The sequence below is a fragment of the Xanthomonas sp. CFBP 8151 genome (assembly GCF_011761885.1).
GTDB lineage: Bacteria > Pseudomonadota > Gammaproteobacteria > Xanthomonadales > Xanthomonadaceae > Xanthomonas > Xanthomonas arboricola_B.
On record NZ_JAASQZ010000004.1, the window covers coordinates 58,547 to 72,440 of the forward strand.

The 13,894-nt window shown below is 66.9% G+C and carries 10 protein-coding genes; 4 read left to right on the top strand and 6 right to left on the bottom strand.

Annotated elements, in window-relative coordinates; genetic code table 11:
• Position 1 precedes the first annotated feature (1 nt).
• From FHT08_RS17075 to FHT08_RS20230, 5 genes are all read right to left on the bottom strand, one after another.
• On the bottom strand, positions 2-1,696 hold the full coding sequence (locus tag FHT08_RS17075) for a glycoside hydrolase family 43 protein (RefSeq protein WP_208409103.1): 1,695 nt from the start codon (positions 1,694-1,696) through the stop codon (positions 2-4).
• Positions 1,696-2,955, bottom strand: a complete 1,260-nt coding sequence (manD, locus tag FHT08_RS17080) for a D-mannonate dehydratase ManD (RefSeq protein WP_047130538.1) — start codon at positions 2,953-2,955, stop codon at positions 1,696-1,698. Before manD ends, FHT08_RS17075 begins: the two co-directional genes overlap by 1 nt.
• A gap of 11 nt (positions 2,956-2,966) precedes the next feature.
• Positions 2,967-4,931, bottom strand: a complete 1,965-nt coding sequence (locus FHT08_RS17085; protein WP_166775980.1) for a sialate O-acetylesterase — start codon at positions 4,929-4,931, stop codon at positions 2,967-2,969.
• The gene (locus FHT08_RS17090) at positions 4,928-7,123 is read right to left on the bottom strand and encodes an alpha-glucuronidase family glycosyl hydrolase (protein ID WP_166776243.1); all 2,196 of its coding nucleotides are present in this window, start codon (positions 7,121-7,123) and stop codon (positions 4,928-4,930) included. Before FHT08_RS17090 ends, FHT08_RS17085 begins: the two co-directional genes overlap by 4 nt.
• A gap of 118 nt (positions 7,124-7,241) precedes the next feature.
• A complete protein-coding gene (locus tag FHT08_RS20230) occupies positions 7,242-7,406 on the bottom strand; it encodes a hypothetical protein (RefSeq protein WP_016903660.1) in 165 nt (54 codons plus the stop codon).
• Here FHT08_RS20230 and FHT08_RS17095 point away from each other — a divergent pair.
• The gene (locus tag FHT08_RS17095; protein WP_258078529.1) at positions 7,357-8,373 is read left to right on the top strand and encodes a LacI family DNA-binding transcriptional regulator; all 1,017 of its coding nucleotides are present in this window, start codon (positions 7,357-7,359) and stop codon (positions 8,371-8,373) included. The two genes, FHT08_RS20230 and FHT08_RS17095, sit on opposite strands and share 50 nt — an antisense overlap.
• 69 nt (positions 8,374-8,442) lie before the next feature.
• On the opposite strand, the gene xylA is transcribed toward FHT08_RS17095, so the two are convergent.
• Positions 8,443-9,780 carry a xylose isomerase gene (gene xylA, locus FHT08_RS17100; RefSeq protein WP_166775982.1) on the bottom strand — a complete coding sequence of 446 codons (1,338 nt, stop codon included), beginning with the start codon at positions 9,778-9,780 and terminating at the stop codon, positions 8,443-8,445.
• Positions 9,781-10,261: 481 nt separating this feature from the next.
• Here xylA and ttcA point away from each other — a divergent pair, with 481 nt between their 5' ends.
• From ttcA to FHT08_RS17115, 3 genes are all read left to right on the top strand, one after another.
• Complete coding sequence (gene ttcA, locus FHT08_RS17105) at positions 10,262-11,182, top strand: tRNA 2-thiocytidine(32) synthetase TtcA (RefSeq protein ID WP_166775984.1); 921 nt, start codon at positions 10,262-10,264, stop codon at positions 11,180-11,182.
• 66 nt (positions 11,183-11,248) lie between these two features.
• The gene (locus tag FHT08_RS17110) at positions 11,249-12,154 is read left to right on the top strand and encodes a recombination-associated protein RdgC (RefSeq protein ID WP_007974628.1); all 906 of its coding nucleotides are present in this window, start codon (positions 11,249-11,251) and stop codon (positions 12,152-12,154) included.
• A 913-nt stretch (positions 12,155-13,067) separates the two neighbouring features.
• Positions 13,068-13,853 (top strand): SprT family zinc-dependent metalloprotease, encoded by a 786-nt coding sequence (locus tag FHT08_RS17115; protein ID WP_166775987.1) that lies wholly within the window; start codon positions 13,068-13,070, stop codon positions 13,851-13,853.
• Positions 13,854-13,894: the final 41 nt, after the last annotated feature.

The window sequence follows — 13,894 nt, forward strand, 5'->3', positions numbered from 1 at the left end:
GTCAGTCCTCCTGGGTGCGGTGCGGTTCCAGCTGGGCAAACGGCCCGATCATGCTGCCGACGAAACCGCCGGCCTGTGTGGTGCTGAGCATGCCCGCAGCATCGTTGCGGCGTAGCGACTGCCAGCCGCGCCCATCGGCATCGAAGGCGAAGCTGTACGCGCCGCCATCGCCGCTGATCTGCAGGCGCAGCTGCGCCGTTGTGGGGACGCGGGTGCGTGCGAGCGTGGTGGTTCTTGCGCCCTCGCGCTTGTCGAGGAAGACGTCCAGCGCATCGCCGTTGCGTCGCACGCCCAGTGCATACCACACGTTGGAATTCTGAAAAGCAGCAAGCCCTGCGCTGATGCCGGCCTGCGTGGGTACCGCCAAGGCCGTGCTTGCGGTAAAGCGCGTGTGCTGCTGGCGACGCGCGAGGAAGGCAGGTGTGGCGGTGCTGTCCAGGCCGTGTGCATTGGCATGCAGCGTCACCCAACCGGCGCGCGTGCGCAGGTTGGCCACTTCATGTTTGGGCACACGTAAATAAAGCCATTCGCGCTGCAATGAGGTTCCGGCGAAGTCGTCGCGCCAGGTGAAGTTGCCCGACAACGGGGCTTGATCGGCCGGTGTCTTGCCGCCGCGCGGGCTCTGTGCGTGATACGGAATCGGCTCGCCGGCCGGCAGGATCGACGGCCAACCATCGCGCCAGTGCACCGGCAGCAGGAAGGTTTCGCGCCCGGTGTTGTAGCGTTCGCCCGCATACGGGCGGCTGGCCAGGAACACCGCCCACCAGTGCCCGTCCGGTGTGTCCACCAGATCCACATGCCCGGCATTGCTGACCGGGTGTGCGCGATTGGCCGGCAGGTCGCGTTGGGTCAAAATCGGATTGTGCGGCGATGCCGCGAACGGCCCCCACACAGTGCGGCTGCGCAGCACCACCTGCGAATGTTGCGGGCCGGTGCCGCCTTCGGCACACGAGAGGTAATACCACCCGTCGCGTCGGTACAGATGCGGGCCTTCGATCCAGATCGGCTTGCTGGCCAGATCCACCCCGCCGTTGAGCACCACCTTGCGCGGGCCGACCGGTTGATTGCTGGCGAGGTCGAAGCGCTGCATCCAGATCGCACGGTGGCCTTCGTACAACGGCGTACCTTCCGGCGGGCCGTTGTTGAGCAGGTAGGCGCTGCCGTCCGTATCGAAGAACAACGACGGGTCGATGCCGTCGATGCCCGGCAACCACGTCAGTGCCGACCATGGGCCTGCGGGATTGCTGGCGCTGGCAATGAAGTTGCCGCCGCTGTCGACCGAGGTCCCCACGACATAGAAACGCCCGGCATGATGACGGATGCTGGCAGCGAACATGCCGCGCGACACGCCCAGCCCGTCGTAGTCGAGCTGCTTGCGGCGCTCGACCACATTGCCGATCTGCGTCCAGTGCACCAGGTCGGTACTCTCGAACACCGGGATCGCCGGGAAATACGCAAACGTGGAATTGACCAGGTAATAGCGCTCGCCCACGCGCGTCACGCTGGGGTCCGGGTAGAACCCGGCCAGCACCGGGTTGCGGTAGTGGCCGGGCGGCAACGGCGTGGCGAACACCGCATCGTCGCCGCGATATTCGAACCAGTCGAAGGCGACATCGGCCTGCGCTTGCGCGTGCACGCGCGCAGGCGCGGCCACGGCAAGCAGCAGTGCCGCAAGCGCGGCCGGCAGCAGACGCATCACCAGTCCCACATCGCGCCGTCCTCCAGGCGCGCAACTGGCAACTGCTTGGGCACGTAGGGATACTTCGCGGCCAGCGCTTCGTCGATGTCCACGCCATGCCCGGGCGTTTCGCCGCAATGCAGGCGGCCATCGCGGAACACGTAATCGTGCGGGAACACCGCGTTGGCCGCGTCGGAATGGAACATGTATTCCTGGATGCCGAAGTTGGGTACCCAGGTGTCGAAGTGCAATGCCGCGCCCATGCACACCGGCGACAGATCGGTGGCGCCGTGGAAGCCGGTGCGCACCTGATGCAGCGCGGCGAAATCGGCCAGCCGGCGCACATGGGTGATGCCGCCGGCGTGGACGATCGTGGTGCGGATGTAGTCGATCAGCTGCTGCTCGATCAGGTGCTTGCAATCCCACAGCGAATTGAACACCTCGCCCACCGCCAATGGCGTCACCGTGTGCTGGCGGATCACTTCGAACGCGCGCTGGTTTTCTGCAGGGGTGGCGTCTTCCAGCCAGAACAACCGGTACGGTTCCAGGTCACGGCCCAGGCGCGCTGCCTCGATGGGAGTGAGCCGGTGGTGCGCGTCGTGCAGCAGTTCGATCTCGTCGCCGTGGTCGTTGCGCAATTGCGCAAACAGCTTCGGCACCACGCCGAGATAACGTGGCGTGGACCATACCGTTTCGCTCGGCAGTTCGCTCTCGGCCGGCTCATACGGTTTGCCGCCGCTGGAAATGCCGTAGGTCTTCTTGATGCCGGGCACGCCGCACTGCGCGCGGATGGCGATGAAGCCCAGCTCGCGGAAGCGGCCGACCTCATCGCTGGTTTCGGCGATATCGCGGCCATTGGCATGGCCGTACACCAGCGCGCCCTCGCGCGAGCGCCCGCCGAGCAGCTGATACAACGGCAGGCCGGCCATCTTGCCCAGGATGTCCCACAAGGCCACGTCCACCGCGGCGATCGCGCTCATAGTCACCGGGCCGCGTCGCCAGTACGCGCCGCGGTAGAAGAACTGCCAGATGTCTTCGATACGGCCGGCATCGCGGCCGATCAGGTTCGGCACCAGGTGTTCCTGCAAATACGCCGCCACCGCCAGTTCGCGGCCATTGAGCGTGGCATCGCCCAGCCCGGTGATGCCCGAGCGGGTACGGATCTTCAAGGTGACGAAGTTGCGGCCCGGGCAGGTGACGATGACGCGCGCCTCGACGATCTCGCGATCGCGGGCCGAGCCTTGCAGCGGAGCAGGGGAGTCGGGAGTCTGTGACATCGTGGTCTCGCTCAGGGAGAAGTGGCAGCAGTGAGGGGGAGTTCGAATGGGCCGGCCGGCAGGCCGCTGCGGTCGTACAGGGTGCACACCGGGCTGTCGGCCCAGCAGTAGCGCACGCGCGTGACGGCCAGGCCGGTGGGAATGCGCAGGCTGATGGTGTGGTCGTGCAAGCTGGCAACGGCATAGCGACAGTTGTTGGGCGCGGCGCCGCACAGCTCGAACCCGACCGGCGCATCGGCGCCATAGCTGAGCAAGGCGGTGTCCACATCGTCGAAGGCGATGCGCACGCTGTCGGCTTCGCGCTGGGCGCCGCGCGGCACCGGGCCGGAAGGCGCAAGCGCTTCGCCATACACCGCACGCCTTGCCGCGCGCGCCAGGCGCCGGCCCAGCTCCTGCTTGTTGGCCGGATGGATGTCGTAGCGGTCGCCGATATCGATCGCCACCGCAAGGCCCGCATGCGCATCGTTGGTGACGAAGCGGCGTTGCGCCTCGCGCAGTTGCGCCCATCCGCTCTCCACCGGCTGCGTGGGCGGCGCGCCATAGTTGGCCAGTTGCACGATCAGCAGCGGCAACTGCGCACCGAAGCGCTGCCGCCAATCGCGTTGCCATGCAGCGAGCAAGGCCGGGTAATGCACCGCATCGCCGGCATTGGATTCCCCCTGGTACCACAGCACGCCACGCAGGCCGAGCTGGCCGAGCGGGGCGATCATGCCGTTGTACAAGGTGGTCAGCCCGGCCGCCGACGACCACGGCGCGCGCGGTGGCGAGCCCAGTTGCGGCGGCACGATGCGGTACTGCCAGGGCGCATCCAGGGGTAGCGTGCTGCCATCGGCGAACTGCAGCGCACGCGATTGCGCATCGCTCAGCAGCCCACCGCGCCGATAGGTGTTGAGCACATTGAGCACGATGCTGTTGCGCCCGGCATGCAGGCGGCCGCGCGGCACGCTGTAGCGACGCGGCTGGTCGGCACCGTAACTGCTGCCCACGCCGCGCCCGTTGACCCAGGTCTGGTCCAGCTCGTCCACCGGCCCGAGCAGCAAGCTGGCGTCCTGTGCGGCCTGCGCCGGCGTCAGCTCCACGCTGGTGCGGTACCAGACCATGCCGTTGAACCCGACCAGCTGCGGCACGCCCCAGTCGTCCCATGCGCCCAATGCCGCCGGTGCGGTTTGCCAGGCGCCGGGCGCATCCGCTTGCCAGGGCTCGCCTTCGCCGTGCGCATGCCACCAGGCCTCCCACAGCGCGCCCCACTGCGGCGCGGCATCCACCGGGTCGCGTGCATAACGCGCCAGTACATCCAGCGCCGGGCCGTCGTCGCCGGCAGCGCGCAGTGCCTTCTCGCCGATCCAGGCCTGCAGTTGCGAGCCGCCCCAGGAGGCATTGATCAGGCCCATCGGCACATCGACGGTCTTCTGCAACTCACGCGCGAAGTAATAGCAGGCCGCAGAAAACTCCTTCACCGTCTCCGGCGTGGTGCGCTGCCATGCGGCAGTGCCACCGAAGCGGCGCTGCGGCGTCGGGCTGGACTGCGCCGGCACCTTGAACATGCGGATGCGCGGGTTGTCGGCATCGGCAATCTCGCTGCGTGAATCCAAGGTGCGATGCACCTGCAATTCCATGTTGGACTGGCCCGAGCACAGCCACACGTCGCCGATCAGCACGTCGTCGACCTGCTGCGTCACACCGGTGCTGGTGCGTGCGCTCAAGGTGTACGGGCCACCTGCGGCGTGCGCAGGCAGGCGCGCTTCCCAGTGGCCTTGCCGATCTGCGCGTGCCTGCACCTGCTGCGCATCCAGTTGCACGCTCACGCGCGTGCCAGGGGGTGCATCGCCCCACACGCGGATCGGCGCATCGCGCTGCAACACCACATGCTCCTGAAACAGCGCATGCAGCAACGGCGCGTCGGCCGCCTGCGCCAGGCGCGGCAGCAGCGCTGCGCAGAGCGCTGCCATGAGGACCGTCGAGCTGCGCGCGCTCATTTCGGATTCCCCGGTGCATACGGAAACTGCAATGCCTGGTAATACGCCAACGGATGCGCCGGCGGCGCCGTGCCGGCCGGCAACGGCCGCCCGGACACGTTCTGGAAGTAGGCGATGCTGGCATCGCGCCACCACTGCGCTTCGTCCTGTTGGATCGCCAGGAAACTGGCCACCTGCCGGTAACGCGGCGGATCGATCCTGCCGGCCAGGCCCTGCCAGGTCGCGCGCATGGCACGCACCTCGTTCACGCCGTGGTCGTAATGCCATACCAGCTCGTCCCACAGCGGCCGTCCGGAGGCCATGCGGTGCTCCCAGGGCACATGGTGGAACCACAGCAGGTAATGCTCCGGCACGCGCTGCACATCGCCGAACACGCGCGCCACCGGCCTGGCGTATTGCGCCACCGCATTGCTGCCGCTGGCAGTGCGATCGAAACCGATGCCGTCGCGATCGGCACGGTGGTAGTAGACCGGGTCCCAATCCGGGCGCTCGCTGCCCGCATCCCACGGTGCCGGGCCGTAGTGATGGCCGCGCCCCATCAGGTGATGCAGGCCGAGCGGGGTCATGTAGTCCACCACTGCCTCGCGCGAGCGCAGCAGCATGTCGACCACGGGCGTCACCACGTCAGCATCGTTGGAGAAGGTCATGCGCGCCCACTCCTGCGCGATCGCCTGCGGCGACAACTGCGGGTTCCACGCCAGCCGCCCGTATGCATACCAGTTGGCCTGATCGAAGATCGAGCCGCTCCAGTTGCGGTCCGCACCGATATTGGCCACCCCGGCGATACCGGTCAGCCGCGTGCGACCGGCATCCTTGAACAAACTGCCATCCACGGTCCTGGCCACCGTCGAGCCCTTGCCGCGCGCATGGGTGTCGGCCTGCAGGGTTTCGGCAAACAGCGTTCCCAGGTAGGCCAGATGGGTCGAAAAGCCCAGATACTCCTTGGTGATCTGGAACTCCGGCATCAACGGCGTCTTGCGCATCGCGCCGAACAGCGGATGGAACGGCTCGCGCGGCTGGAAGTCGATCGCCCCGTTCTTGACCTGCACGATCACGTTGTCGCGGAACTGGCCATCCAGCGGCAGGAACTCGCTGTACGCCTGCTTGGCGCGATCGTCCGGCTGCGCATGCGAATAGACGAACGCGCGCCACATCACCACGCCCCCGTGCGGCGCCAGCGCGTCGGCCAGCAGATTGGCGCCATCGGCATGGCTGCGCCCGTAGTCCTGCGGGCCGGGCTGGCCTTCGGAGTTGGCCTTGACCAACAAACCGCCGAAGTCCGGAATGCGTGCATAGATCTCGTCGGCTTTGTTGCGCCACCACTGCCGCACCTGCGGATCCAGCGGGTCGGCGGTCTTCAGGCCACCGATCTCGATCGGCGCGCTGAAACGCGCGCTGAGAAACACCCGGATGCCGTAGGGACGAAACACCTTGGCCAGTGCCGCCGCCTTGTCCAGATACTGCGGCGTCAGGCTCCAGGCCTTGGCATTGACATTGTTGAGCACGCTGCCGTTGATGCCCAGCGATGCATTGGCGCGCGCGTAGTCGGTATAGCGCGGATCCAGATACCCCGGCAGGGTCTGCCAGTTCCATAACGAGGCGCCGGCGTAGCCGCGCTCGACCACCCCGTCCAGGTTGTCCCAGTGGTTGAGCATGCGCAGTTGCAACCGCGGCGACTCGCGCAGGTCCAGCGCGGCCAGCGACTGGCCGGTCTGCAGCAGGCGCAGGAAGTGGAATGCCCCATACAGCGCACCGATATCGCTGCCGCCGACGATGGCGGTGATGCGATGCCCGTCCGCGCGGACACTGCGGATCAGATAGCCCTCGCGGCCCAGGCCGGCGGTCTGCAGGTTCAACGCCGCGATCTGCGGCGCTGCGGCCGCACCCAGCAAGATCGCACCATCGCGTGTGACCGTGGCGGACGACTGCGGCGCAGCACCAAGCAGGCCCGACAGTCCACGCTGCAATTCCTCGCGTGCAGCCTGCAGACTCGGCGAGTCGCCGGCGACGATCAACTCGCTTGCGCTGCCACGCAACTGCGCCGCGTCAGCCATCCGGTGGTAGCGCAACCATAACTCGTAGCCGTCCTCGGCCCGCGCGCCGGCACTGGCCAGCATCAATCCACACAGCAGCGTCATCGCCAGCCACCACGGATGCGCCAATGCAGCGCAATACGCGACGCAGCGCCGCATTGCACGCGCGCTCATGCGGCATGCTCCAGCGACATCGCCGCACGCGGCGGCGTATCGCCGCTCTGCCTGCTTCCCGGTACCATGCGTCGCATCGTCACGCACGCAGTCGACGCTTGCGTTATTGCAGCGGGTTGTGTGCATCGTGCAGGTTCGCCACCCACTTGAAGAGGCCACGCTTGGAGAAGGTCAGGAAATCGGTCCGCCGCACCAGCCGCGCGACCACCATCGACGAGGTGGCGGCGCTGGCGAAGGTTTCGCCGATGACGGTCTCGCGCGTGGTCAACAACAACGGCAGCGTGCGCGATGCCACCCGCGCACGCGTGCTGCGCGCGGTCGACAAGCTGGGTTACACGCCCAATCTGGCGGCCAGCGCCCTGGCCGCCGCGCAGAGCACGCGCATCGCGTTGATCTACAGCGATCCCAGCGGTGCCTACCTGCGTGAGTTGCTGCTGGGCGTGTTGCGGGTTGCCTCGCGCACGCCGATCCAGCTGGTGATCGATTGCTGGGACGACCTGGATGCCGACGCCGAGCGCCGTGCCGCGCGCAAGCTCGCCAAGGGCGTGGCCGGGGTGATCCTGCCGCCGCCGCTGTGCGAATCCAAGGCCGCGGTACTGGAACTGGTACGCGCCAAGGTGCCGGTGGTGGCGATCGCCTCCAACCACTTCAGTCCGGATGTGGCCTGCGTGCGCATCGACGAATTCGCCGCCGCCAAGGAGATCACCGAGCATCTGATCGCGCAGGGCCACACGCGTATCGGCTACATCGCCGGGCATCCCAACCTGTCCGCCAGCACGCGTCGCTTCGAAGGGTTCCAGGCGGCGCTGGCCGATGCGGGCCTGCGGCTGGATCGGCATCTGGTGCAGCCGGGCGACTACACCTACAAATCCGGCCTGGTCGCTGCGGAAAAACTGCTGGCGCGCAAACGCCGCCCCAGCGCCATCTTCGCCAGCAACGACGACATGGCCGCCGCCGCGATCTCGGTCGCGCATCGGCGCGGGCTGGATGTGCCGCGCGATCTGTCGGTGGTCGGCTTCGACGACACCTCCGCGGCCACTGCGGTATGGCCAGAACTCACCACCGTGCAGCAGCCCATCGCCGCCATGGCCGACGCTGCGCTGGACATCCTGCTGAAGACGATTCGCGCCAAGGAGCGCACGGCGAAGATGGTCGATCATGTGGTCGCGCACCTGCTGGTCAAGCGGGATTCGGTGGCCGCACCGGCAGCGCCGGATGCAACGGAACAGCAATGACACCGCACGCGGTTGTGCGCGCAGGCTGCCGGTGATCGCCTGCGCGTGCAGGCGACCATCGGCACAACATCAACGCGTCAGATACTGGTTGATCAGGTTCTCGTAGGCTTCCTGACGGCCGCTGAGCTGCTTGGGTGCGTTACCGGCGGCGTACTTGGCCACATCCACCAGCGTGCTGCTGCCGTTGGCGAAGTCCGCGCCCGCACCGCTGTCGAAGCTGGCGTAACGCTCGGCGCGCCACTGCTCCAGCGGCGAGGAGGTCAGCAGCGCATTGGCCACTTCCAGCCCGCGTGCAAACGCGTCCATGCCGCCGATATGCGCCAGGAACAGATCCTGCGGGTCGGACGACTCGCGACGCACCTTGGCATCGAAGTTCAGCCCGCCCGGTGCCAGCCCGCCCTGACGCAGCACCACCAGCATCGCGCCGACGGTGTCGTACAGGTCGGTCGGGAACTGATCGGTGTCCCAGCCGTTCTGCGGGTTGCCGCGGTTGGCATCGATGCTGCCCAGCAGGCCGGCATCGGATGCCACCTGCAGGTCGTGCTCGAAGCTGTGGCCCGACAGCGTGGCGTGGTTGGCTTCGATGTTGAGCTTGAAGTCCTGGTCCAGGCCGTGCTGGCGCAGGAAGCCGATCACCGTGGCGCTGTCGAAGTCGTACTGGTGCTTCATCGGCTCCATTGGTTTTGGCTCGATCAGGAAGTTGCCGGTGAAGCCGATCGCACGGCCGTAATCGCGTGCCAGGGTCAAAAAGCGCGCCATGTTGTCCTGCTCGCGCTTCATCTGGGTGTTGTGCAGGCAGGCGTAGCCTTCGCGGCCGCCCCAGAACACGTAGTTCTCGCCGCCCAGTTCCACCGTGGCATCGATCGCGGCCTTGACCTGCACCGCCGCACGCGCCACCACGTTGAAGTCCGGGTTGGTGGATGCGCCGTTCATGTAACGCGGGTGCGAGAACAGGTTGGCGGTGCCCCACAGCAGCTTGACGCCGGTGTCGGCCTGGCGCTGCTTGGCGATGCCGACCATGTGCCTGAGGTTGCTTTCGTACTCGCCGATGTCGTCGGCATCCGGCGACAGATCCACGTCGTGGAAGCAGTAATACGGCACGCCGAGCTTGGTGAAGAATTCGAACGCGGCATCGGCCTTGGCTTCGGCGCGATTCAACGCGGTGTTGCCGATATCCCACGGATAGGCGCGCGTGCCCGGGCCGAACGGATCGGCGCCGTTGCCGCAGAAACTGTGCCAGTAGGCCACGGCAAAGCGCAGATGCTCGGCCATGGTCTTGTCGCCGACCTGCTTGGTGGCGTCGTAGACCTTGAACGCCAGCGGGTTGTCCGAGTCGCGGCCTTCGAAGCCGATCTTGCCGATACCGGGGAAATATTCCTTGGCGCCGATGTAGACGGTGTTGCTCATGGGGTAAAACTCCTGTGCAAAGGCGAGGGGAGAGGGAAGGGTGTTGCAAGCAAGTGGTCAGTCACGCAGCGCAGCGATCGCGCATGCAGGTCGTCACCGCCGCCACTGGCGCGCACTCTCAATCAGCGCCGGAGACGGACGCCGGCACAGGGCCTGACCCATGCCGCGCAGAATGTTAGCGCTACCACAATCGCGACCGAAAAAAGCCGCGCGGTGGAGCGAAGCTGAAGATGCCATGCCGATCCCGAGTGAAGCGGTCTGCCCGACTTTACCCAGCCCGGCGCCGAAAGGCTTGCTGCGCTGCGAGATGTGCGCTGCGCCAACCACCTGCGGCCGACCTGCCAGCCGTGATCGGTTCGCTGATGCCGCAGCACCGCCAAACCCGCGCCGAACGCCTCGCCCGCAAGCGGCCGACCGCGCATTCAGCCGCGCACGCGCGGCGCCGGCTCGCCGCGCGCGGGGCAGCTACAATGGCCGGCTTATGACCGCTGTCCTGCCGCTGCCGCAACCCCTGGCCGACCCCGCGCCGCGCGACCCGCGCCAGCGGCTGCAGCGTGAGCAGTTGCGCCTGGGCAAACGCCTGCAGCGCCAGGTAGGCCAGGCGATTGCCGACTTCGGCATGATCGCCGCCGGCGACAAGATCATGGTGTGCCTGTCCGGCGGCAAGGACAGCTACACCTTGCTGGACATGCTGCTGCAGTTGCAGCGCAAGGCGCCGGTGCCGTTCACCCTGGTGGCGGTCAATCTGGACCAGAAGCAGCCCGACTTCCCCGCGCAGGTGCTGCCCACTTACCTGCGCGGGCTGAACGTACGGTTCGACATCGTCGAGCAGGACACCTATTCGGTGGTCAGCCGGGTGATTCCGGCCGGCAAGACCATGTGTTCGTTGTGCTCGCGGCTGCGGCGCGGCGCGCTGTACGCCTATGCGCAGGCGCATGGCGTGACCAAGATCGCGCTCGGCCACCATCGCGACGACATCGTGGCCACGTTCTTCATGAATCTGTTCCACCACGCCCGGCTTGCGGCGATGGCGCCCAAGCTGCGCAGCGACGACGGCGCGCATGTGGTGATCCGCCCGCTGGCCTATGTGCGCGAGGCCGATATCGCCGCCTACGCGCAGGCGCGCCAGTTCCCGATCATTCCGTGCAACCTGTGCGGCAGCCAGGAAAACCTGCAGCGCCAGCAGGTCGGGCGGATGCTGCAGCAGTGGGACCGCGAGCAGCCTGGGCGGGTCGAGCAGATCGCCCGCGCGCTGGGCGATGTGCGGCCCGAGCAACTGGCCGACCGCACCCTGTTCGATTTCCTGGCGCTGGGCCATAGCGGCGATGCAGCACCACCCGATCCTGATCCCGATTCCAGCGCCTGGCTCGCCGCCGGCGAGAGCGCACACGACAGCGACTGACGCGGCTACCGCGGCGCCGGCAGTCTTTCCACCCTCCACGTTTCTTCCTCCTCCTCGGTCCGACGCATGTTCTTTCGTAATCTCACTTTGTTCCGTTTCCCGACCACGCTGGATTTTTCCGAGATCGACACGCTGTTGCCGCAAGTGCAGCTCAAGCCGGTCGGCCCGCTGGAAATGAGCTCGCGCGGTTTCATCTCCCCGTTCGGCCGCGACGAGCAGGAAGTGCTTTCGCACCGTCTGGAAGACTTTCTCTGGCTCACCGTCGGTGGCGAGGACAAGATCCTGCCCGGCGCGGTGGTCAACGACCTGCTCGAGCGCAAGGTCGCCGAGATCGAAGAGAAGGAAGGCCGTCGCCCCGGCGGCAAGGCCCGCAAGCGCCTGAAGGACGACCTGATCCACGAGCTGTTGCCGCGCGCCTTCGTCAAGAGCTCGCGCACCGATGCCATCCTGGACCTGCAGCACGGCTACATCGCGGTCAACAGTTCCAGCCGCAAGAGCGGCGAGAACGTGATGAGCGAGATCCGCGGCGCGCTCGGCAGCTTCCCGGCGCTGCCGTTGAATGCCGAAGTCGCACCCCGCGCCATCCTCACCGGCTGGATCGCCGGCGAACCCTTGCCCGAAGGCCTGAGCCTGGGCGAAGAGTGCGAGATGAAGGACCCGATCGAAGGCGGCGCGGTGGTCAAGTGCCAGCACCAGGAACTGCGCGGCGACGAGATCGACAAGCACCTGGAAGCCGGCAAGCAGGTCACCAAGCTGGCACTGGTGCTGGACGACAATCTGTCGTTCGTGCTCGGCGACGATCTGGTGATCCGCAAGCTCAAGTTCCTCGATGGCGCACTGGACCAGCTCGAACACAGCGAAGACGACGGCGCACGCGCCGAACTCGATGCCCGCTTCGCGCTGATGAGCGCAGAAATCCGGCGCCTGTTCCTGCTGCTGGAGACCGCGTTGAAGCTGAGCAAGGCCGAGTAAGGCGTGGTGTCGTCGCGATCGGATGCTCGAGTCAAAGCCCGTTGAGTCGAGTGCGCGGTGCCCTCACCGCTCGCGGGACACGCCGTGCATCCGTTCGTGAGGCTCCTTGGCGGCATCCATGCCGCCAAGGGGCCTGCAACCGGCGAGGACACCGCGCCAGACAGTTGGTCGGCTGCTTTCTTGAAAGCGTGTTGTCCGGCTGCGCTGCGCCAGGCACTGAAAAGTTTGCAGGTTGCGTGCTGAAAGCCTGTCCACCGCACGGCATGCGATGGGGGTGATGAGACGCTGGTCGACGCACGGTGATCCGACCGGCGCAGGTCATGCCCTGCTTGCAAACATGCACACCAACCATCTCGACTGGCCCTTGCCCGCTCACCGTCGCGGGACCTTACGCGGCATGGATGCCGCGTAAGAGCCTACATGGACGTACTTGCGGCGTGTCCTGCGATGGTGGGCGGGCGAGGGCCCTGCAGCCAGGCCGCAGATCATCTGCTCTACGATTGAGCTATCGCACGGGCGACTGCTTCAAAAAGACCAACCATCTCGACTGGCCCTTGCCCGCTCGCCGTCGCAGGACCTTACGCGGCATGGATGCCGCGTAAGAGCCTACATGGACGTACTTGCGGCGTGTCCTGCGATGGTGAGCGGGCAAGGGCCCCGCAGCCAAGGCGCAGATCCGCCGCTCTGCAGCTGTTCCATTCGCGCTATCCAGTACGAGGCCCAAGGCACAGAAACTTGGCCGTGCTGGGCGGGCAAGGGGCCTGCAGCCAGGCCGTAGATCTACCGACGTCGGCTGCACCCACCTGGCGGTGGGCTGCGTCGTTTGCCAGCCGCTCAAAGAAGTAGCGCCAGCATCGAATGCATCAATCGCCCGGTCTCACCACCTGACACATCGCAGCGCTATCCTGTGCCCATGTTCAAGCCCGTCCGCCGCCTTGTCGCGCCCGCCCCGCAGGTTGTCGAACGCGATTGCCTGCGCCTGCAATTGGACGGGCGCGAGATCGCGGTGCTGCGTGTGCGCGACCCGCGTGCGCGGCGCGTCAAGCTCAGCGTGGACGAACGCGGCGCGCGGCTGACCTTGCCGCTGCGCGCAAGCCTGGTGGCCGGCGAACGCTTTCTGCAGGCGCATCTGGACTGGCTGAGCATCCAGTTGTCGCGTTATCAGCAGGTCGATGCGTTTCCGGTGCTGGAGCGTGGCGTGCCAGGGTTGTTGCCGCTACGCGGGGCCCTGTTGCCGCTCAGCTGGCACGACGGGCGCTATGCACGCATCGAGGTTACCGATGACGGCGCGCAGTTCCATGTGCCGCCCCGCCTGGGGGATGCAGGCCTGCGCCGCACGCTGAAGGAATTCTACGAGGCGCAGGCGCGCGCCGATGTCGGCCGCTGGTTGCCCACCTATCTGCCCGGCCTGCCGCGCGCACCGGCGCGGGTGCGGCTGAAGGTGATGTCCTCGCAGTGGGGCTCGCTGGCGCCGGATGGCTCGATGGCGCTGGATCTGGCGCTGGTGCTCGGCCGCCCGTCGGCGTTCGAATACGTGCTGGTGCACGAGCTCTGCCACCTGCTGCATGCCAACCACTCGCCCGCGTTCTGGGCCGAGGTGGAACAACGCTTCCCCGCCTGGCGCGACGAGCGCAGCTATTTCCACGAGCACGGCCGCCAGCTCAAGGCACAGTTGCGGCGGTTGTTGCAGGTGGAGTGAGGCAGGTCGTCGCGATGCAGTTGCCGTCGCTGTGGCAGCGC